Origin of the sequence: Bacillus paralicheniformis (assembly GCF_001042485.2) — a bacterium.
Taxonomy (GTDB): Bacteria; Bacillota; Bacilli; order Bacillales; family Bacillaceae; genus Bacillus; species Bacillus paralicheniformis.
In genome coordinates, this window is sequence record NZ_LBMN02000001.1 from 298,503 (window position 1) to 316,657 (window position 18,155).

Here is an 18,155-nt window from a genome sequence, read left to right on the forward strand (position 1 = left end):
AATCACGCTGAAAGGATGACAAAATCCCAAAACTAAAAGTCGTTTTGGGATTTTGTCAACAATCGGCGGCTGACCGTAATGAACGGCAGCCGCCTCAAATTAAAATACTTGTTCAACTTCAATGACGCCCGGAACTTCTTCTAAAAGGGCGCGCTCAATTCCAGCTTTAAGGGTGATCGTAGAACTTGGGCAGCTTCCGCATGCGCCGAGCAGGCGAAGCTTGACGATGCCGTCTTCAACATCGACGAGTTCACAGTCACCGCCGTCGCGGAGTAGAAATGGACGAAGTTTGTCCAGCACTTCCTGTACTTGTTCTTTCATTTCGACCTCTGTCGTCATTCGTATCGCTCCTTTCAAATCATACAACCATTATATTCAGTCGAACAATAAAAAGCTATTGTTTGGTTTCAATCGTTTTCCCACATATTATATCATATTTGCCGGCAAAGACAAAAAGCGATTTTCATTTCAATATGGAGCGAAAGGACAAAATAGAATAAAATAAAAGACAAAGAGAAAGGAGCTGCCGCTGATGAAAAAACAAGCCGAGCTTTTTGTTTACGGTGCCGACGTTCTTTGTCCAAGCTGTGTCAACCTTCCGTCATCAAAAGAAACGTATGAGTGGCTCGAAGCCGCCCTGAAAAGAAAATATCCCGATCAGCCTTTCTCGATCACGTACATTGATATCCATCAGCCGCCGGAAAACGATCCTGAAAAACAGGAAATCTCCGAAAAAATCCTGAACGACGAATATTTTTATCCGCTCGTCATGGTCGGTGATCAAGTGGTCGGCGAAGGAAATCCGAAGCTGAAAGACGTGTATAAAGAAATGGAAAAGCAAGGTTATAAGCCTGCATGATAAACAGCAAGGGACAGATATGTCCCTTGCTGTTTTATTTTTTATGATTGTACTTTTCTTAAAGCGGACAGACTAACTACCAGCCGAATCGTCAATAAGGAGGGATAGCCAGCATGTCCAGCATTGAAGGTCAAATCATGTCAGGCGATTTTGATGACGAAATGAATGTTTTTTCGTTAAAGAAAATCAAGCAGTTTCAAACGCAGACCAGCTTGAAAGAAAACCAGCTCAGGGCTTTGCAGCAGTATTTAAGGCAGCATGAGCATGACGAGGGAGGACAGATCATCACCCTCTACGATCAAATGCTTGTCCCTTTATCGCAAGATGATATTAAAGCCTTGCTGCATGACTTAACAAAAGTCCAGTCATTATATCATTAATGAAAAGCCCTTTTCCCATTTATACTCGTTTTCCGGCTCTGATGTCATCCGTCATTCCGGGATAAGGGGCTTTTGAAATCAGATCTTCATTATCGATTCCGGCATTTTCAATGAATGTGATATCGGCGAATTCCGGTACGACATATTTTGGATACGTCTCATATTTTTCGCGCGATTCTTCCATTAAGTCGATGTGGTCATTTTGATAGCAGACTGTGATATCAGGGCGTTCATGAACCCATTTAGGGAAGAAGATGATGCCGTGCATCCGCTTTTCATTGGGCATGAAATTCAAGGAAACGTCAGTCCCTGTCGGTTCTGTCCATGATACTTTATAGACGCCTTCAGTCAGCTTGACGATATCGGCTTTTTGATCGCGAACCCAGCGTCCCCCGACCATTCCGCTGTGAATGCGGTAATCAATGGTATGGTCATTTTTAATGTAGATTTCATATTCCCATCCGTTTTCATACGTATAGATCATATGGCTTCCGACAAACTCTTTGACATCTTGATTCATATGAACCGCTCCTTATTTGTTTATTGTAAAATCGAACATGTTGATATTTACATATATAATTATAAAATGTCATCAAAAACAATGTCAAACGAAAATACTTTCTGAGAGATTTGCAACAATACAGAAAATGGTTACGATTGATGTCAGAATTTTGAGTTATTTTAGGAAATTAAGCCAATATTTAGAAAAGTGATTGTCAAAAAATAAGCGATTCTGTAAAATGAAAAACAACCCATAAAAAGGAAGAGACATGGGAGGAAAGGAAGGATAAACGATTGAAGACAAAAATTGCTTATGAGGAAGTCGCGGGAATGCTTAATCAATGGTATGTCATGATCAAGCGCCATGAAGTGGCACAAGCGGTCTCGATTAAATACGACATTGAGCACCGGCTGCCGAATATGGAAGAAAATCAAGATCTGCTTCTTTATTTTAATCTTTTAGACTATCGGCACAAACTGCTGACAGAAGAGTTTGCTGCTTCCACCAAATTGTTCGAAGATATTCAGGAGCAAAAAGCAGATATGCAAAGCACAGATGACATGATCGAATATTATTATTTCTTTTTCGCAGGCATGTACGAATTTCATAAAAAGGATTATACAAATGCCATCAATTATTATAAACTAGCCGAAGAAAAGCTCAGAACAATCCCCGATCAAATCGAAATCGCCGAATTCCATTACAAACTGGCTATCGCCTACTATCAAATCAAACAGAATTTCCTCTCCTTAAACCATGCAAAAACAGCTCTAAAAACCTTCAAAACACATGATGACTATATTCAAAAAGCGATCAGCAACGATATGCTGATCGGAGCAAATAAACTCGATTTATTTCGTTTTGATGAAGCCGAACAGCATTACAAGCAAGCCCTAAAAGACGCGGCACTGATCAAGCACCACGTTCTCCTCGGCATGGCTCACCACAACTTAGGATTGAGCTATGTCAATCGCAATCTCCTCACCTTGGCCGAACATCATTTCAAAGAAGCGCTGCTTATCAAAGAGCATGAAGAATCGGTTTACGGCATCCACTCCATGTTTGAACTGACACATGTGCTATACAAATCAAATGTTGTCAAAGAAGCCCGCAAATTGTATGAAAAAGGATTTTTCCGAGCGGAAAAAGCAGGAGAAAGGGAATATTTGTCGAAATTTAAACTTATTCATGCTCTGTATGATGAACAGGATCCACTTACGGTTGAACATGCTTTAGAATATCTTAAAACGATCAATCTCTGGACGGATGTAGCGGAATTAACATTTGATATCGCACTTTACTATAAAGAAAACGGAGATGCAGACAAAGCTGCCGAATATTTTGAAGAATCTCATCATGCAAGAGACCAAATTCTTAAAAGAACGGAGGAGCTAAAGTGAAAAAGATGATTGCCGTTGCGTTGACTGCCGTCTTTGCCAGCCTTGTCGTTTTAAGTTTTTCGTCTCAGCCGAAGGGAAATGCCGAGTTTGCCGGTCGCGCCATTTTTCTTGACGATAAGCCGGCCCAGCTGATGGCGGGCAGAGCGATTTTTCTCGACAGCTTTGATGGTAAAGCGCCTGCAGCTTTGCAAAAGACTGCATAACCTGATTTGTTGCCGTACAAGCTGTTAAACTGGCGCCGAAGGCGGCGCCCTTTTTTTATGCAGCAATGAGAGACAAGGAGTCAGAACATGATACATATTCAAAATAAATCCGATACAGCGGTTATCGTGCTGCACGAAATATACGGGATTAACCGGCACATGCACGATGTTTGCCAATTGATAGCTGAGCAGGGCTTTGATGTTATTTGCCCCAATTTGTTAAATCGGGATCAACCGTTTGAATACGCTGAAGAAAAAGCGGCTTATCTTTTTTTTATGGAAAACGTCGGTTTCCCCGGTGTTTTGCGCAAAATAAATACAATCATATCCAAGCTGGATCGTCAATATCGCAAGATCATCTTACTCGGGTTCAGCGTCGGAGCAACCGCTGCCTGGCTTTGCAGCGAAGATGAGCGTGTCAATGGGATCGCCGGATACTACGGCTCCCGGATAAGAGACTATCTGAACATATCGCCTTCATGTCCGGCACTGCTTTTTTTCCCGGAAAAAGAGCAGTCCTTTGACGTTGCCGCGTGTATATCCCAATTGGAATCAAAGAATGTCAAAACGGTGAAGCTGAAGGGTGAGCATGGATTTAGCGACCCGTATTCCGTAAAATACAACCGGCAGTCCTCGCAAATTGCTTATGAAACGATGATGGAGTTTTTAATAGCTTTATAAAAAGCGGACAGGCATGGAAACGCTATAATAGGTATGACGCTCAATTCAAGAAAGCTCGCCGATGACAAGGGGGCTTTTTTGAGTAGAATCTTATCTGGGGGAATTCGAATGAAGCTGTTCCAAGGATAGACTTATTACAAAGGGTTCATTTGCGAAACAAAGTTCTAGCATCATTTTAATTTTAGAAGGGAGCAACATGGAAGCTTTTGCAGAATATTTAGAAGGAATTGATCACCCGGAACATCGAGCCCGGATGGAGGAAGTGTTGAATTGGACAGCGGAGACATTTCCAAATTTAACGCCGAAAATCGCCTGGAATCAGCCTATGTTTACCGATCACGGCACTTTTATTATCGGTTTCAGCACAGCGAAACATCACCTGGCTGTTGCCCCTGAAAGCGCGGGAATTGATCGTTTTTCTGAAGAAATCGTGCAGGCCGGCTATGATCATACGAAGCAGCTTGTCCGTTTCCCGTGGGATCGTCCGCTTGATTTCTCATTACTTAAAAAAATGATCGAGTTTAATCTTGCGGATAAGGCGGACTGTTCAACTTTTTGGCGGAAATAAAAAAACGCAAAAATAAGGGCGTACTCTCATTGAAGGCGAGAGAGCGCCCTAATTAAAAAACGCTAAAGTTTCGAGTAATCTTATCCGTTATGATGCTTATACATCCAAAGCAAGCCGGATTTCAGCAGGCGAGGCACTCTGCCGATCAACGGCCGTTCGGCAACTAAACCGAAGCCGGCTTTTTTGCCGAGTGAACCGAGCACGCCTTTCAGCTTGAATTTCGGCATCGCTTCAGGAAGAGGTTCGCCTTTCCAGCGCAGTTCAAGCACTTGGACGATTTGTTCCGCCTGAGCTTCGGCCAGCTGTGCGCTCGGCGCGTGAGGCAGGCTTGCGCAGTCGCCGACAACATACACGTGTTCGTCTCCCGGCAGGTTATGGTGCGGCGTCAGGACGACGCGCCCTTGCGGATCTTTTTCCACATCGAGATCCCGAACGATTTGGTTCGGCTGTATCCCCGCTGTCCAGACGATGGCGTCAGCTTGTATCGGATCGTCATGATTGTAGACGATGCCTTCTTCCACCTTTGTGATGTTGGCGCAATTAATAATCTTGACGCCGTGCTCTTCAAACCAGCTTTGAACATATTTGCTCAAACGCTTCGGGAAGCTCGACAAAATTAATTCTCCCCGGTCAAAAAGGACGATGTTCAAATCTTTTCGGCTTTCCCTCAGCTCGCTCGCAAGCTCAACGCCGCTCAGTCCTGCCCCGACGATCGCAACGGTGGCTTCCGCATTTAAGTTGTTGAGCGCCTGATAAGTGCTGCGTGATTGATCAATTGTCTGAATGCTGTAGGTATGTTCAGGCGCGCCGGGAACGTTGTGATATTTATCTTCACAGCCCAGCCCGATGACGGTGTCATCATAAGATATCGGCTCCCTGTCATGAAACAAAACTTTTTTTCCTTCCAAATCAACAGACGAAATCGTCCCGTATTCAATCTTTAACTTCGGGTGATCCGGGAAGGACACTCTGATATGATGATCGGAAATCGTCCCCGCAGCCAGTGCGTAGTACTCCGTTTTCAAACAATGGTAAGGGTTTCTGTCGATTAAAGTGATCATCACATCATCTGGCAGCTGGTTAGGCAGTAAACGATGAATGATCCGCATATTTCCGTACCCGCCGCCGAGCAAGACTAAATTTCTCATTGGTAATTCCCCTTTTCCCCTCAGATTAAGAAACTAACCTTTTTCATTGCAAAATTAAAAAACTATGTAAATACCCTCTAGAATTATATCTAATTTGATGTAAAATCACAATATTTCTCGGGAAAATAACCTACATATCCGCCTTGAATCGATAATTAGTAAAACCCTTTAAGGTATTAATATGTTACAAAAGCTTTATTCCTCAGCCTAAAACTTTGACTATTGAAACGTAAATAGGGTACGATAAAAAAGCGATGTGAGGTGAAATAAAGTGTTTCCAATCGTTGAGTTTTGCGTCAGCAATCTTGCCCAAGGTTCTCAGGAAGCAAAAGAAATATTGGAGAAAGATCCGAATCTGGACGTCGTCGAATACGGCTGCCTGAGTTACTGCGGACAATGCATGCAGACCATGTATGCTCTTGTAAACGGAGAAATGGTGACAGCGAATAATCCGGCTGAATTGGTCGAAAATATATACAAGTTCATTGATGAAAATGAACTTATTTAAAAACGGGGTCATCTTGGTGATCTCGTTTTTTCATGCAAAGCCTTTGTTTGAAAGGGTTTACATAAAAAGAGAAAAAATTCTTAAAAATTTTTGTGGACAGGCCAATCATTAATTGTTATCTTAATAAAAGTTTAAAAAATAATAAGAGGTGTGGTCATGAACATTTTATGGGGACTTCTTGGTATTCTGGCGATTTTCGCGATTGCTTTTCTGCTTTCTGAGCACAAGAGTAAAATTAACATAAGAACGATTTTAATCGGTTTGGCGATGCAGCTCCTGTTCGGATTCATCGTTCTCAAATGGGAAATGGGGCGGGAAGTGTTTCTTTCGTTTACGAAAGCCGTTCAGCATCTCGTCAATTATGCGAATGAAGGAATCAGCTTTCTCTTCGGGCCTCTCTTGCAAGTAGGCGACAGCGCTGCCTTCGCTTTAAGCGTTCTTCCTGTTATCATCTTCTTTTCATCGCTGATTGCGGTTCTTTACCACTTACGGATCATGCAAGTCATCATCCGCTTTATCGGCGGCGGATTGGCAAAACTGCTCGGAACAAGCAAAACGGAATCTCTTTCTGCAGCTGCCAATATCTTTGTCGGACAAACTGAGGCGCCGCTTGTGATTAAGCCGTTTATTGCAAACTTAACAAAGTCGGAGCTGTTTGCCGTTATGACAGGCGGACTCGCATCAGTGGCCGGTTCTGTTTTGTTCGGTTACGCCCTTCTTGGGGTTCCTCTCGAATATTTGCTTGCAGCGAGCTTTATGGCTGCACCTGCGGGCTTGATTATGGCAAAAATGCTTATTCCCGAAACTGAAAAATCGAAAATTGAAGAAAAAGATATTCAAATGGCTGAAGATGAAGACGCAGCAAATGTCATCGATGCCGCTGCAAAAGGGGCATCAACAGGTCTTTCTCTTGCTTTGAATGTCGGCGCGATGCTGCTTGCATTTGTTGCTTTGATTGCCGTTTTAAACGGAATTCTTGGAGGAATCGGTGGATGGTTCGGTTTTAAAGACCTTTCGCTTGAATTCATTCTCGGCTATGTATTTGCACCTCTCGCCTTTGTCATCGGCGTCCCTTGGGATGAAGCAGTTCAGGCCGGAAGCTTTATCGGTCAAAAGCTCGTGCTGAATGAATTTGTCGCTTATTCCAATTTTGCTCCGATGTTTGATCAGCTTTCCGTCAAAACCGCTTCGATTATCAGCTTTGCGCTGTGCGGTTTCGCAAACCTGTCTTCTGTGGCGATTTTGCTCGGAGGATTGGGAGGAATGGCGCCGAACCGCCGTTCCGATATCGCCCGTCTCGGCTTGAAAGCCGTTGCTGCCGGAACATTGGCCAACCTTACAAGCGCGGCGATCGCCGGTATGTTTATCGGATAACATGATAAAAGCTCCCTGCATATGAACGCAGGGAGCTTTTATGTATGAAAAACGGGGGATAGCCATATTGTATCCATCCCTTTCAGCTTTTATACTAGAAGAAAGTAAAAAAATGTGGAGGCGGCTATGAATTCTTTTCGTTTTACTAAAATGCACGGCTTAGGAAACAGCTATATATACGTCAATCACTTTGAAGAACATCTCCCTGAGGAGCTGTTGTCAGATTTGGCCGTCAAAGTGTCTTCCGTTTACACCGGAATCGGTTCAGACGGAATGATACTCATCTGTCCTTCAGATCAAGCGCCGGTTAAAATGAGGATTTTCAACAGCGACGGATCTGAAGGCAAAAACTGCGGAAACGGTTTGCGCTGCGTTGCAAAATACGCGTATGAACATAAACTGGTGAAGGAAACATCCTTTTTAATTGAAACTCTTTCAGGCTTGGTAAAGGCTGAGATTGAAGTGAAGGAAGGAAAAGTTGTATCGGCTACAGTCGATATGGGTGAACCGCGTCTTCTCAAATCAGATATGCCAATGCGCGGTGAACAGGGGTCGGAGACGATCAATGAAAAGATGATATTCGGCGGCCGGGAAATGAAAGGTACCGCTGTATCCATGGGCAATCCCCACATCGTCTTTTATTTAGACGATATTGAAAAAGCGCCGCTTACGTCGATGGGACCGCTCATTGAAAAAGATGAAAGGTTTCCGGAAGGGGTTAACGTAGAATTTGTTGAAGTCGAAAACGACAAAGAACTCCATTTCCGTGTATGGGAAAGGGGTTCAGGAATTACCCAGGCATGCGGAACGGGCGCCTGCGCAGCCGCAGTGAGTTCGATACTCAACGGCTATTCCAAACGAGACACGGACATTATCGTCCATCTCGCCGGCGGCGATCTGATCATTAATTGGAAAAATGACGGTCGTGTCATGATGACAGGACCCGCTGAAACGGTATGTGAAGGCGAGTTTTTTATATCATGAGTCGGTCCGTTTGAGAAATCGGACGTGCGACTTTATAATAAAGTACACATGAGCTTTTAGGAGGTGTGATGTTATGAGCGAAAAAACAGTTACGGTCACGGAAGCGGCTGCTCTTCATATCAAGGATATGATGAAAGAGCATGAAGAGGAGAACGCATTCTTGAGAATCGGAGTAAAAGGCGGCGGATGCAGCGGTCTGTCATACGGCATGGGTTTTGAACACGAAAAAAACGAAGACGACAATGAATTCGTCCAGCATGGAATCACAGTGCTTGTAGATCAAGAAAGCCTGGATATTATGAACGGTACGGTCATTGATTTTAAACAATCGATGATGGGCGGAGGCTTCACCATCGATAATCCAAATGCCATCGCTTCATGCGGCTGCGGATCATCATTCAGAACCGCAGTGAATGCAGGGAAGCCTGAAGAGTGCTGACATATTGGCATCAGGTCAACGATATGGAATGAGAAAAACGCCTTTCATTGCGATGCATCATCGTGACGAAAAGGCGTTTTATTATGATCTGGGGGGAAAGAAATGAAACTCGTATCAACGCTCGGCTTGTCAAAAGCGGACGTTACCGCGTTTTTTCATAAGCATTGGGGAAGTCCGGACATGGTCAATTCACACGGAACATTCCGCTGCGATGAATTGGAAGGATTCGCTGTGACAGATGAAAAAGGCGATATAAAAGGCCTGATTACGTACTTCATCGCCGGAAACGAATGTGAAGTCGTCTCCTTGGACAGTATTGCCGAAAACAAAGGGATCGGCTCACTCCTTTTAAACGAAGTGGAACGTGCTGCAAAGCGAAAACAGTGTCAATCGATTAAACTGATCACGACGAACGATAATATGCGGGCGTTTATGTTTTATCAAAAGAGAGGCTATACAATGGCCGAGCTGTATGTAAACGCAGTTGAAGAAGCAAGAAAAGTAAAGCCTGAAATTCCCTTTGCCGCTGATAACGGCATTCCGATTCGGGATGAGATTCTTTTGGTAAAAGATTTAACATAATCTGTTTTCCGCTTCGCTCGGGAAATGCCGGAAGGAAGCAATGCAGCCACCCCGCTCAAGTGCTGAGCAAGGTTTTTGCAACGGGGCTTCCGGAACAATCGTGTTTATTTCTGGTTAAAGATTCGGTTGAGATTGCTCGTGTTGTTGGTGATTGAGGTGATATAGCGGCTTCCGCTTACCATTTCCTTGTTGCACAGAGGGCATAGAGGGCGATCGCTGCTCGTGAAATTTTTTCTCATCCATCCGTTGCAGTCCTCAGCCGTACATTCCCACGTACTGATATCTTCCTTTGGCAAAGGCTCTTGATTGCGATTGTTGTAGTAAGACATATCGTCACTTCCTAACAAGGGTTTTTTGGAGTTCATTTAAGAATATTTTGTGAATCTTAAGACATTCTATTCGTCAATTTGTTATTCTATACTGGACAGGTTTATTTAAAGTCCAAGCCCAGTAAAGAAAAGGGGTTCAACCATGGAAAAAATCAACTGCAGAAACTGCGGCGGGCTTACGCCTTACGATTCAAAAGTCTGTGAGGCATGCGGCTGCGAAAAACCGCTTCCAAAAGCACAGAAAATTACGGACCGGATTGTCTTGACTGCGGCGGGAGCGGTCGGCATCTTAACGATTGTGCTGATTTTGGGAACGATCTTCTCATATTTGAATATCATATAATGAAAAGGAGCCGGTGTCAGGCTCCTTTTCATTTTTATTTGTTTTCAAACATGCTTGTAGAGTGCAGCGGCTGCACGCGCGCTTTAGGATCCATGTAAGCTTTCGCATTGTTGACAGCGGTCGGCGCTTCTCCAAATCCGCTGGCAATCAGCTTGACTTTTCCTTCGTATGTGCAGATGTCGCCGGCTGCATAGAATCCCTCGATGTTCGTTTCCATTGTGGACTTGACGACGATCGAATTTTTCTCGATTTCAAGCCCCCAGTTTTTGATTGGTCCGAGAGATGAAACAAATCCGAAGTTGACGATCACATCGTCGACATCGATGATTTCTTTTCTCTCGCCTTTCACTTCCTCGATGACGATCTGTTCAATCCGCTCGGCGCCGATCAGTTCGGTCGGAACAAACGGTGTCAACACATTGACTTTTGAATTGTGCAGGTTTTCGACGCTGTGTTCATGTGCGCGGAATTTATCGCGGCGATGAATAATTGACACCTCTTTTGCGATCGGTTCCAGCATGAGCGCCCAGTCGACGGCGGAGTCGCCGCCGCCCAACACCGCAACGCGTTTGCCCGCAAATTGATTCAGATCATCTATAAAGTAATGAAGGTTTGCATTCTCGTATTGAGCCGCAGATTCAAGCTCGAGCTTTCTCGGCTGGAATGCTCCGTTTCCGGCTGTAATAATCACCGTTTTAGAATAGTGGATTTCTTTGTTGGTGATGAGCTTGAAAATTCCGTCTGCTTGTTTTTCAACGCTTTCGACGGCTTGTTCCAGACAAACGGTCTGATCAAATTTCGCCATTTGCTCTTTTAAATTGTCGACCAGCTCCTGAGCGCGGATTTTAGGGAACCCGGCTACATCGTATATGTATTTTTCGGGATACAAAGCGGACAGCTGACCGCCGAGCTGCGGCAGGCTTTCGATTATTTTGACGCTCGCTTGCCGCATTCCGCCGTAAAATGCGGTAAACAAGCCGACAGGGCCGCCCCCGATAATTGTAATGTCATATACTTTTGAGTCTTCACGCATGAAAATAATGCCCCCTAAATGAAAATTGTTCTTAATGATATCATATCACATAAAATAAATACGAGCGCGTCTGTTTTTTTAGGCGCGGAAAATATTACCGTCTGATCTAAAGTCTGCCGCCCGAGCATATTTAACCTTGAAAAAGCAAAAGCGAGCGGCTATGATGTAGTTGTGAACAATTTGTTAAAGATTCGTGAATATTTTTCGACGCACAGCCGAAAAACATTCCGTTGTTCGGCAAACTAAAGTGAAGGGTTTCACAAACTTTTTTTCATAAAAAGCCTGAAGCCGGCAGAAGATAACCCAAAGGCTATTTTTAATCCGGCTTAGCAGTAAAATACAGAAAAGGTGGATGTGATTCCGTTGAATAAGCCAAAAGTAGTAGTATTAGGTGCAGGTTATGGTGGATTAATGACCGTGACGAGACTTGTTAAAAAAATCGGCGTCAATGAAGCGGATGTTACGCTTGTCAACAAGCACAATTATCATTATGAGACAACCTGGATGCACGAAGCGAGCGCAGGTACGCTTCATCATGACAGATGCCGCTACCAAATTAAAGATGTCATCAATACATCCCGTGTCAATTTCGTTCAGGATACGGTAAAGAAAATCGATAAAGAAGGAAAGAAAGTCGTCCTTGAAACCGGCGAGCTTAGTTACGACTATCTTGTCGTGGCGCTGGGGGCCGTCCCTGAAACTTTCGGAATTTCTGGATTGAAAGAGTATGCTTTCTCCATTTCAAACATCAATTCGTCCCGGCAGCTTCGCGAGCACATTGAATATCAGTTTGCAACGTATAATACAGAAGCCGAGAAGCGCCCGGAACGCCTGACGATCGTTGTCGGAGGAGCGGGTTTTACCGGCATTGAATTTTTGGGCGAATTGGGCAACCGCATTCCTGAGCTGTGCTGCGAATACGATATCGACCGCCAGCAGGTTCGTTTAATATGCGTGGAAGCCGCGCCGTCCGTTCTCCCGGGCTTTGATCCGGAGCTTGTCGATTATGCGGTCAACTACCTTGAAGGAAAGGGCGTTGAATTCAAAATCGGCACGGCTGTGAAAGAATGCACGCCTGACGGAATCATTTGCGGAAAAGACGATCAGACCGAAGAAATCAAAGCAGGCACTGTCGTATGGGCCGCAGGTGTCCGCGGCAACCCGATCATAGAAGAATCAGGCTTTGAAAACATGCGCGGCCGTGTGAAGGTAAAACCTGATCTGCGTGTTGAAGGCCATGATGATATATTTGTTATCGGAGACTGCTCGCTGATCATAAATGAAGAAACCGAAAGGCCTTATCCGCCGACTGCGCAGATTTCCATGCAGCAGGGCGAAACGTGCGCAAACAATCTGGCCGCACTGATTCACGGCAAAGAAACGGAAACGTTCTCATTCGATAATAAAGGCTCTGTCGCTTCTCTCGGCGAACATGATGCAATCGGCGTCGCATTCGGGAGAAAGATGACGGGAACGACGGCGTCCATGATGAAAAAAATCATCGACAACCGCTCGCTGTTCCTGATCGGCGGGCCGGGGCTTGTTCTGAAAAAAGGAAAGTTTAAATTTTTCTAATCAGAATCAAAGCCTGCAGCGGAAGCTGCGGGCTTTTTATTCGGGGTTAAAAACTTCAAAAACGAAAGAAAAAGGAAGAAAGCTTAGTTTTTAAGCGCTTACATCAAATGATCTGTTATATTTTCTGACTTTATTATTGACAATGTTCATGATATATTATCAGAAAATTAAGAAAAAAGGTGTGTATCTAATGAAGACGACGTCAACCCATCGCCTTGAATCAACCTGTACTTTCTGTTCGGGAAAAGGCTATTTTCAGCTTCTGCTTGGCGGTTCGGAAACGTGCAGCAACTGCAAGGGAACGGGAAAAGACCGCTGATCGCCGCTTTCCAATGATTGACTCAAGTTCCTTCCCCAATGTACACTAAAAGAGGTGAATTGGGGGTGGAGGCTTTGATTAGTTTACCAGTTGTCATCATTTCAGTTGTCTTATTTTTCGTCCTGTTTTTCGGTATCGGTTTTCTGCTGAATATGCTGCTCAGGATGTCATGGATCATGGCTGTCATTTATCCAATTGTATGCCTTTTCATTGTGAATAAAGAAAAGCTTATTCGCTATGTAGAGGCGCCGGGAGAGGCATTTTCCGGCCTTTTTGACAGAGTGGCTTCATTGGCTGCTGCCGATATCATCATTTTAGCCAGCGGAATGGCCGGGGCCCTGTTGTCGGGCGTTACGATTAAAGCGCTGCGAAAAAGGGGATATCAAATGTTTTAAGCCTTCTTCTTCAAGGGAGAGGGTTTTTTGGATTTAATTTTTTCACTTTTCTCAAAACTTTTCCGCCATCTGAATATTTCTGTTTCCGCTTGGAAACAACTAGATGGTGAGAGGAGTGGAAGATTTGAGAAAAGTGATGACAATGTTCCGGCGTTTCTTGATGACAGTTTTGTTTGTCCTTGCTTTTATGACGACCTTCTTTGCCGTTTCAGGCGTGGAAGCACAGGACATATCCAGCTGGGCGAAAGAACGCGATCTGTCCTTGAAACAGCTGATGCTCACCTTTAAATCACTTCCGAAAGAAAAAGCGGAAAAAACGTCTCTGTCTGCCGCAGAACAAATTAAAAACAAACCGAAATCGCTTGAAGATGCCTTTGACTGGACCAAGTATCCGAAGCAAAAAGTCACCGCGACCGGATATACAGCAGGGGCGGAATCGACGGGAAAACAGCCTCATCATCCAGATTACGGGATTACATATTCGGGAGTCAAAGTTAAAAGAGATTTATATTCAACCGTTGCTGCCGACCCGTCGGTCTTTCCGATCGGCACGATATTGTTCATACCGGACTACGGCTATGGCGTTGTTGCGGACACCGGATCAGCCATCAAAGGGAACCGGCTTGATTTGTACTATGAGACGGTTGAAGATGTTTATAAAGAGTGGGGCAAAAAAACACTTGATGTGTATGTCATTAAAAAAGGAAACGGCACCATTACCGAAGAGGATCTCTTGAAGCTGAATGAAAATAAATCGATGCAAGTATTCAGACAAAAATATAAAATGGCGAAAGAATAAGAAAAAACGTTTAAGACCTGTGCGTCTTAAACGTTTTTTTGCTCTACATCAATAAATAATCGAGAAGCAGCGTCAGGGCAATGCCGGTCAAACCGCCGAAAAACACTTCAATCGGCTGATGGCCGAGCAGTTCCTTCAGCTTCTTCTGTTTTTCTTCCTGATGACTTTTAGGGAAATCTTTCGCTTCGTTGACAAAGCGGTTGAAATCGCGGACAAGCCGGTTGATCACTGTTGCTTGTTCTCCGGCATGTCTTCTCACTCCGGTTGCATCAAACATCGTAATAACGGCGAATATTGCGGAAACGGCGAACAAAGAAGAATTCATCCCGTGATCAAGAGCCACGCCGGTTGAAAGCGCCGTAACGGCTGCTGAGTGTGAGCTCGGCATTCCGCCAGTGCTTGTGACGAGCCGCCAATCCCATTTTTTCGAGACGACAAAGTAAATGGGAACCTTGATAAACTGAGCGAAAAAGATCGCGGCAAAGCTCGCCAGTAAAGGAAAGTTTGTGAGGATTTCCATTTTGCAGAACATCCTTTCTATAAAGAAAATAGAGATGAATTCAAAAAAGCACGCAGTTATTTGCTAAAATATATAATATGAAACCCCAACGGGGAAAAATGTTTTTCCTATTATAACATTGTTGTTTCAATTTTACTCACTTTGCTGATAAGGAGCTGTGAACGCATGTTTTATGCCTTTAAAGACTTCGAAAAAAAAGAAACACTTTTAATCGGACTGTTTAAAAAAAGCCGGCTGTACGGGAAGGCGGAAGAAATCGACCGCCTTTTGGACGGCCAGCTTTCTCAGCTGCTGAAAGACGGGGATGTATCTTCCAAAAAAACGAAAGTGTCTAAAATATTTACCCCTTCCCTTCAGGGAGTCAAACGCATCTATATCGTCGGATTGGGCCGTGAAGCGGAATTTACCTTCGAGGATGCGAAGCAGTGCTTTGCCGAAGCTGTTCAGCAGATTCACAAAGATCGAAAGCAGGAGTTAACCGTCATGCTCGACAGCTTCGTATCTGAAGAGGTCCCAGCCGCTGACGCCGCGCATGCATTGGCTGAATCGTGCATGCTGTCATGCTATGAAGTGCAGGATTACAAGCACAGAGCAAATGTGCCTGATCAATGCCTGCAAAGCGTCTATGTTTTGACAGACCATGACCTGAAAGAAATTCAGGCGAGTTTGCACGTCGGGCAGGTGTACGGAAATGCGACGAATTCGGCGAGAACCCTCGTGAACATGCCGGGGAACATGCTGACAGCGGCGGATCTCGCGTCATACGCCGCTGAATTGGCAGCAAAATACGAATTTGAATGTGAAATTCTCGAAAAGGCTGAAATGGAAGAGCTCGGGATGGGCGGTCTCCTCGCGGTCAACCAAGGATCAGAAGAGCCGCCGAAAATGATCGTCTTAAAATATCAGGGAAAAGAAACATGGGATGATGTCATCGGGTTAGTCGGCAAAGGGATCACGTTTGATACCGGCGGCTATTCGATTAAGACGAAGAGCGACATTGTCGGCATGAAGTCAGATATGGGCGGAGCCGCCAGCGTTTTGGGAGCGATGGAAGCCATCGGAGAATTAAGGCCGGAACAAAACGTGCTTGCCGTGATCCCGTCGACTGATAACATGATTTCGGGAAGCGCAATGAAGCCGGACGATGTCATCGTTTCCTTGAGCGGCAAGACGATTGAGATCTTGAATACGGACGCCGAAGGAAGGCTGGCGCTCGCTGACGGACTGACATATGCGAAGCACCACGGAGCTTCCGTGTTGATCGATGTCGCGACACTGACCGGAGGTGTCGTCGTAGCTCTGGGAACGGAAACGACGGGCGCGATGACAAATCATGATCCGCTTTATCAGCAGGTGAGACAGGCGGCTGAAGAAGCGGGAGAAGCGATTTGGCAGCTTCCGATTACAGAAAAAGACAAAAAAAGAGTGAAAAACAGCCAAATGGCCGATCTTAACAATTCACCGGGCAGGGAAGGCCATGCGATTATGGCCGGAACGTTCCTCGGCGAATTCGCCGAGCGGACGCCATGGGTTCACCTTGACATCGCCGGAACGGCAACGACAGCTCAAAGCTCATGCTTTGGACCGAAAGGCGGAACAGGCGTGATGGTAAGGACGCTTGTCACGTTTGTCGAGCGGTTTTCAGATCAATTGTAGGCTTTTATCCCCTTTGACAGAAGGGGATTTTTTTTATGGAAAATACAGAGGAGCCTCATTGACGCATTCATAAAATATGTGGTACTATACGTTCATTACTTTAATTATCTACTACATTAGCAAACTAAAGCGTTTGTTCGGAGGTTTCAAATATGAATGCAGTTGTGATTGCTGTTATTGTCATGCTTATATTAAGCCTGCTGCGGGTCAATGTTGTTCTTGCCTTGATTGTGGGCGCACTTGCCGGAGGTCTGACGGGCGGTCTCGGCCTCGGCCAGACGGTCAGCGTATTCACGGAAGGACTCGGAGGGAACGCAACCGTCGCTGTCAGTTACGCGCTTCTCGGCGCATTTGCGGTCGCTTTGACGAAAACGGGTCTTCCTGATGCCATGGTTGAAGCTGCTCTCAAGCTGATCGGCAAAGAAGGCGATGCAAGGCGCAAAACCCTTTCAAAAGCGCTGATCGTCTTCGTGATTTTAATCATTTCTTGTATGTCTCAAAATATCGTTCCAGTTCATATCGCATTTATCCCTGTTTTAATTCCGCCGTTATTGAAAATTTTGAATGAGCTGCAAGTGGACCGCCGCCTGATTGCATGTGCGATGACATTCGGACTGACAGCTCCGTATATTTTGCTTCCCGTCGGCTTCGGCCAGATTTTCCAGGGGATTTTGAAAGACAATATGAAAGACGCCGGTCTTTCGGTCACATTGGCTGATATTCCGATCGCCATGATCATCCCGATCGCCGGGATGATTGCCGGTTTGGCTGCCGCTGTTTTTGTGTACCGCAAACCGCGCACATACGAAATGAAGGAAATCGCCGGTCAAAAATCGGCGGTCTATACGAAAAAAAGCCTTTCGATTGCCGGTTTGGCCATCGCTGTATCACTAAGCGTACAGCTTTATTTGTCTCAGAGTTTAGACGTCGACGGAATGATCTTCGGCGCGCTCAGCGGTTTGACAGTCTTGTTTTTAAGCGGAGCGATGAAGCGCGGCGAAGCGGACGAATTGATCACAAACGGCATGAACATGATGGCGTTTATTGGATTTGTGATGCTGGCTGCAGCCGGTTTTGCCAATGTGCTTGAGAAAACGGGCGATGTCAAAGCTCTTGTTGAAGCGTCAACCGGTTTCATCAGCAATAATCAATTGATCGGCGCATTGCTGATGCTGATTGTCGGTTTATTGATTACAATGGGGATCGGTTCATCATTTGCGACGATTCCGATTATCGCAACGATATTTGTGCCGCTTTGCATGCAGCTTGGCTTCAGTCCGATGGCGACCATCGCCATTATCGGAACGGCGGCGGCTCTCGGAGACGCCGGTTCACCTGCGAGCGACAGCACGCTTGGCCCGACATCAGGCTTAAATGCAGACGGACAGCACCACCACATTTGGGACACTTGTGTTCCGACATTCATCTTTTATAATATTCCGCTGATTTTGTTTGGCTGGATCGCGGCGATTGTTCTTTAAAAAAATTCCCCTCGCTTTGAGGGGAATTTTTTTCTATGTTTGTTAAAATAAAAAGAGAACCGCACCGCCGGCTCTTT

23 protein-coding genes and 1 pseudogene are annotated in these 18,155 nt (G+C 45.1%); 18 read left to right on the forward strand and 6 right to left on the reverse strand.

Translation table 11 applies throughout. From position 1 onward, the window contains the following. Positions 1-99: 99 nt before the first annotated feature. Positions 100-398 (reverse strand): annotated as a pseudogene (locus tag ACH97_RS01500) (NifU family protein). Positions 399-532: 134 nt separating this feature from the next. Here ACH97_RS01500 and ACH97_RS01505 point away from each other — a divergent pair. Both ACH97_RS01505 and ACH97_RS01510 read left to right on the forward strand, forming a co-directional pair. After that, the gene (locus ACH97_RS01505) at positions 533-859 is read left to right on the forward strand and encodes a YuzD family protein (RefSeq protein WP_003184955.1); all 327 of its coding nucleotides are present in this window, start codon (positions 533-535) and stop codon (positions 857-859) included. A gap of 113 nt (positions 860-972) precedes the next feature. Then, the gene (locus ACH97_RS01510) at positions 973-1,239 is read left to right on the forward strand and encodes a hypothetical protein (protein WP_023856183.1); all 267 of its coding nucleotides are present in this window, start codon (positions 973-975) and stop codon (positions 1,237-1,239) included. A 19-nt stretch (positions 1,240-1,258) separates the two neighbouring features. Here the strand turns inward: ACH97_RS01510 and ACH97_RS01515 are convergent, their stop codons facing one another. Beyond that, a complete protein-coding gene (locus ACH97_RS01515; protein ID WP_009329528.1) occupies positions 1,259-1,759 on the reverse strand; it encodes a phenolic acid decarboxylase in 501 nt (166 codons plus the stop codon). A 275-nt stretch (positions 1,760-2,034) separates the two neighbouring features. Between ACH97_RS01515 and ACH97_RS01520 the strand changes: the two genes are divergently transcribed. The 4 genes from ACH97_RS01520 to ACH97_RS01535 all read left to right on the forward strand — a co-directional run bounded on the left by ACH97_RS01520 (position 2,035) and on the right by ACH97_RS01535 (position 4,593). Continuing rightward, positions 2,035-3,141, forward strand: a complete 1,107-nt coding sequence (locus ACH97_RS01520; protein WP_020452833.1) for a Rap family tetratricopeptide repeat protein — start codon at positions 2,035-2,037, stop codon at positions 3,139-3,141. A gap of 5 nt (positions 3,142-3,146) precedes the next feature. Further along, positions 3,147-3,344 carry a hypothetical protein gene (locus ACH97_RS01525; protein WP_154495611.1) on the forward strand — a complete coding sequence of 66 codons (198 nt, stop codon included), beginning with the start codon at positions 3,147-3,149 and terminating at the stop codon, positions 3,342-3,344. Between the two features lie 87 nt (positions 3,345-3,431). Then, complete coding sequence (locus ACH97_RS01530; RefSeq protein WP_020452832.1) at positions 3,432-4,025, forward strand: dienelactone hydrolase family protein; 594 nt, start codon at positions 3,432-3,434, stop codon at positions 4,023-4,025. A gap of 196 nt (positions 4,026-4,221) precedes the next feature. Continuing rightward, complete coding sequence (locus ACH97_RS01535) at positions 4,222-4,593, forward strand: iron chaperone (protein WP_048350786.1); 372 nt, start codon at positions 4,222-4,224, stop codon at positions 4,591-4,593. 80 nt (positions 4,594-4,673) lie between these two features. Here ACH97_RS01535 and ACH97_RS01540 read toward each other — a convergent pair whose 3' ends face one another. Further along, on the reverse strand, positions 4,674-5,741 hold the full coding sequence (locus ACH97_RS01540; RefSeq protein WP_048350785.1) for an NAD(P)/FAD-dependent oxidoreductase: 1,068 nt from the start codon (positions 5,739-5,741) through the stop codon (positions 4,674-4,676). Positions 5,742-6,012: 271 nt separating this feature from the next. On the opposite strand from ACH97_RS01540, the gene ACH97_RS01545 reads away from it, so the two are divergent. The 5 genes from ACH97_RS01545 to ACH97_RS01565 all read left to right on the forward strand — a co-directional run bounded on the left by ACH97_RS01545 (position 6,013) and on the right by ACH97_RS01565 (position 9,628). Continuing rightward, positions 6,013-6,249 carry a YuzB family protein gene (locus ACH97_RS01545; RefSeq protein WP_003184941.1) on the forward strand — a complete coding sequence of 79 codons (237 nt, stop codon included), beginning with the start codon at positions 6,013-6,015 and terminating at the stop codon, positions 6,247-6,249. A 156-nt stretch (positions 6,250-6,405) separates the two neighbouring features. Beyond that, positions 6,406-7,623, forward strand: a complete 1,218-nt coding sequence (locus ACH97_RS01550; protein ID WP_020452827.1) for a NupC/NupG family nucleoside CNT transporter — start codon at positions 6,406-6,408, stop codon at positions 7,621-7,623. Between the two features lie 126 nt (positions 7,624-7,749). Further along, the gene (dapF, locus tag ACH97_RS01555) at positions 7,750-8,607 is read left to right on the forward strand and encodes a diaminopimelate epimerase (RefSeq protein WP_048350252.1); all 858 of its coding nucleotides are present in this window, start codon (positions 7,750-7,752) and stop codon (positions 8,605-8,607) included. Between the two features lie 73 nt (positions 8,608-8,680). Next, complete coding sequence (locus tag ACH97_RS01560; protein ID WP_020452825.1) at positions 8,681-9,046, forward strand: HesB/IscA family protein; 366 nt, start codon at positions 8,681-8,683, stop codon at positions 9,044-9,046. Between the two features lie 102 nt (positions 9,047-9,148). Further along, a complete protein-coding gene (locus tag ACH97_RS01565) occupies positions 9,149-9,628 on the forward strand; it encodes a GNAT family N-acetyltransferase (RefSeq protein WP_020452824.1) in 480 nt (159 codons plus the stop codon). A 104-nt stretch (positions 9,629-9,732) separates the two neighbouring features. Here the strand turns inward: ACH97_RS01565 and ACH97_RS22640 are convergent, their stop codons facing one another. After that, positions 9,733-9,957 carry a cold-shock protein gene (locus ACH97_RS22640; RefSeq protein WP_020452823.1) on the reverse strand — a complete coding sequence of 75 codons (225 nt, stop codon included), beginning with the start codon at positions 9,955-9,957 and terminating at the stop codon, positions 9,733-9,735. A 142-nt stretch (positions 9,958-10,099) separates the two neighbouring features. Here ACH97_RS22640 and ACH97_RS01570 point away from each other — a divergent pair, with 142 nt between their 5' ends. Further along, on the forward strand, positions 10,100-10,300 hold the full coding sequence (locus ACH97_RS01570; protein WP_048350251.1) for a hypothetical protein: 201 nt from the start codon (positions 10,100-10,102) through the stop codon (positions 10,298-10,300). A gap of 34 nt (positions 10,301-10,334) precedes the next feature. On the opposite strand, the gene yumC is transcribed toward ACH97_RS01570, so the two are convergent. Next, a complete protein-coding gene (gene yumC, locus ACH97_RS01575; RefSeq protein WP_050820794.1) occupies positions 10,335-11,333 on the reverse strand; it encodes a ferredoxin--NADP reductase 2 in 999 nt (332 codons plus the stop codon). Between the two features lie 357 nt (positions 11,334-11,690). On the opposite strand from yumC, the gene ACH97_RS01580 reads away from it, so the two are divergent. The 4 genes from ACH97_RS01580 to ACH97_RS01595 all read left to right on the forward strand — a co-directional run bounded on the left by ACH97_RS01580 (position 11,691) and on the right by ACH97_RS01595 (position 14,421). Continuing rightward, positions 11,691-12,908: an NAD(P)/FAD-dependent oxidoreductase gene (locus ACH97_RS01580; protein ID WP_162264439.1), complete on the forward strand. Its 1,218-nt coding sequence runs from the start codon at positions 11,691-11,693 to the stop codon at positions 12,906-12,908. Between the two features lie 190 nt (positions 12,909-13,098). After that, complete coding sequence (locus tag ACH97_RS23580; protein WP_003184925.1) at positions 13,099-13,227, forward strand: YuiA family protein; 129 nt, start codon at positions 13,099-13,101, stop codon at positions 13,225-13,227. A 74-nt stretch (positions 13,228-13,301) separates the two neighbouring features. Then, positions 13,302-13,622: a YuiB family protein gene (locus ACH97_RS01590; RefSeq protein ID WP_011198260.1), complete on the forward strand. Its 321-nt coding sequence runs from the start codon at positions 13,302-13,304 to the stop codon at positions 13,620-13,622. A gap of 133 nt (positions 13,623-13,755) precedes the next feature. Further along, positions 13,756-14,421, forward strand: coding sequence for a 3D domain-containing protein (locus tag ACH97_RS01595; RefSeq protein ID WP_277619867.1), 666 nt, complete (start codon positions 13,756-13,758; stop codon positions 14,419-14,421). A 43-nt stretch (positions 14,422-14,464) separates the two neighbouring features. Here the strand turns inward: ACH97_RS01595 and ACH97_RS01600 are convergent, their stop codons facing one another. Beyond that, a complete protein-coding gene (locus ACH97_RS01600) occupies positions 14,465-14,941 on the reverse strand; it encodes a divergent PAP2 family protein (protein ID WP_048350249.1) in 477 nt (158 codons plus the stop codon). A gap of 165 nt (positions 14,942-15,106) precedes the next feature. Between ACH97_RS01600 and ACH97_RS01605 the strand changes: the two genes are divergently transcribed. Next, positions 15,107-16,597, forward strand: coding sequence for a leucyl aminopeptidase (locus ACH97_RS01605; RefSeq protein WP_048350248.1), 1,491 nt, complete (start codon positions 15,107-15,109; stop codon positions 16,595-16,597). A gap of 152 nt (positions 16,598-16,749) precedes the next feature. Beyond that, positions 16,750-18,078 (forward strand): Na+/H+ antiporter family protein, encoded by a 1,329-nt coding sequence (locus ACH97_RS01610; RefSeq protein ID WP_048350247.1) that lies wholly within the window; start codon positions 16,750-16,752, stop codon positions 18,076-18,078. The last annotated feature ends 77 nt before the right edge of the window (positions 18,079-18,155 follow it).

Coding starts and splice junctions, on each gene's coding strand:
- ACH97_RS01565 (WP_020452824.1), top strand. CDS start 9,149: ATGAAACTCGTATCAACGCTCGGCTTGTCAAAAGCGGACGTTACCGCG.
- ACH97_RS01530 (WP_020452832.1), top strand. CDS start 3,432: ATGATACATATTCAAAATAAATCCGATACAGCGGTTATCGTGCTGCAC.
- ACH97_RS23580 (WP_003184925.1), top strand. CDS start 13,099: ATGAAGACGACGTCAACCCATCGCCTTGAATCAACCTGTACTTTCTGT.
- ACH97_RS01570 (WP_048350251.1), top strand. CDS start 10,100: ATGGAAAAAATCAACTGCAGAAACTGCGGCGGGCTTACGCCTTACGAT.
- ACH97_RS01600 (WP_048350249.1), bottom strand. CDS start 14,941: ATGGAAATCCTCACAAACTTTCCTTTACTGGCGAGCTTTGCCGCGATC.
- ACH97_RS01505 (WP_003184955.1), top strand. CDS start 533: ATGAAAAAACAAGCCGAGCTTTTTGTTTACGGTGCCGACGTTCTTTGT.
- dapF (WP_048350252.1), top strand. CDS start 7,750: ATGAATTCTTTTCGTTTTACTAAAATGCACGGCTTAGGAAACAGCTAT.
- ACH97_RS01605 (WP_048350248.1), top strand. CDS start 15,107: ATGTTTTATGCCTTTAAAGACTTCGAAAAAAAAGAAACACTTTTAATC.
- ACH97_RS01525 (WP_154495611.1), top strand. CDS start 3,147: ATGATTGCCGTTGCGTTGACTGCCGTCTTTGCCAGCCTTGTCGTTTTA.
- ACH97_RS01610 (WP_048350247.1), top strand. CDS start 16,750: ATGAATGCAGTTGTGATTGCTGTTATTGTCATGCTTATATTAAGCCTG.
- ACH97_RS22640 (WP_020452823.1), bottom strand. CDS start 9,957: ATGTCTTACTACAACAATCGCAATCAAGAGCCTTTGCCAAAGGAAGAT.
- ACH97_RS01560 (WP_020452825.1), top strand. CDS start 8,681: ATGAGCGAAAAAACAGTTACGGTCACGGAAGCGGCTGCTCTTCATATC.
- ACH97_RS01510 (WP_023856183.1), top strand. CDS start 973: ATGTCCAGCATTGAAGGTCAAATCATGTCAGGCGATTTTGATGACGAA.
- ACH97_RS01550 (WP_020452827.1), top strand. CDS start 6,406: ATGAACATTTTATGGGGACTTCTTGGTATTCTGGCGATTTTCGCGATT.
- yumC (WP_050820794.1), bottom strand. CDS start 11,333: ATGCGTGAAGACTCAAAAGTATATGACATTACAATTATCGGGGGCGGC.
- ACH97_RS01535 (WP_048350786.1), top strand. CDS start 4,222: ATGGAAGCTTTTGCAGAATATTTAGAAGGAATTGATCACCCGGAACAT.
- ACH97_RS01515 (WP_009329528.1), bottom strand. CDS start 1,759: ATGAATCAAGATGTCAAAGAGTTTGTCGGAAGCCATATGATCTATACG.
- ACH97_RS01540 (WP_048350785.1), bottom strand. CDS start 5,741: ATGAGAAATTTAGTCTTGCTCGGCGGCGGGTACGGAAATATGCGGATC.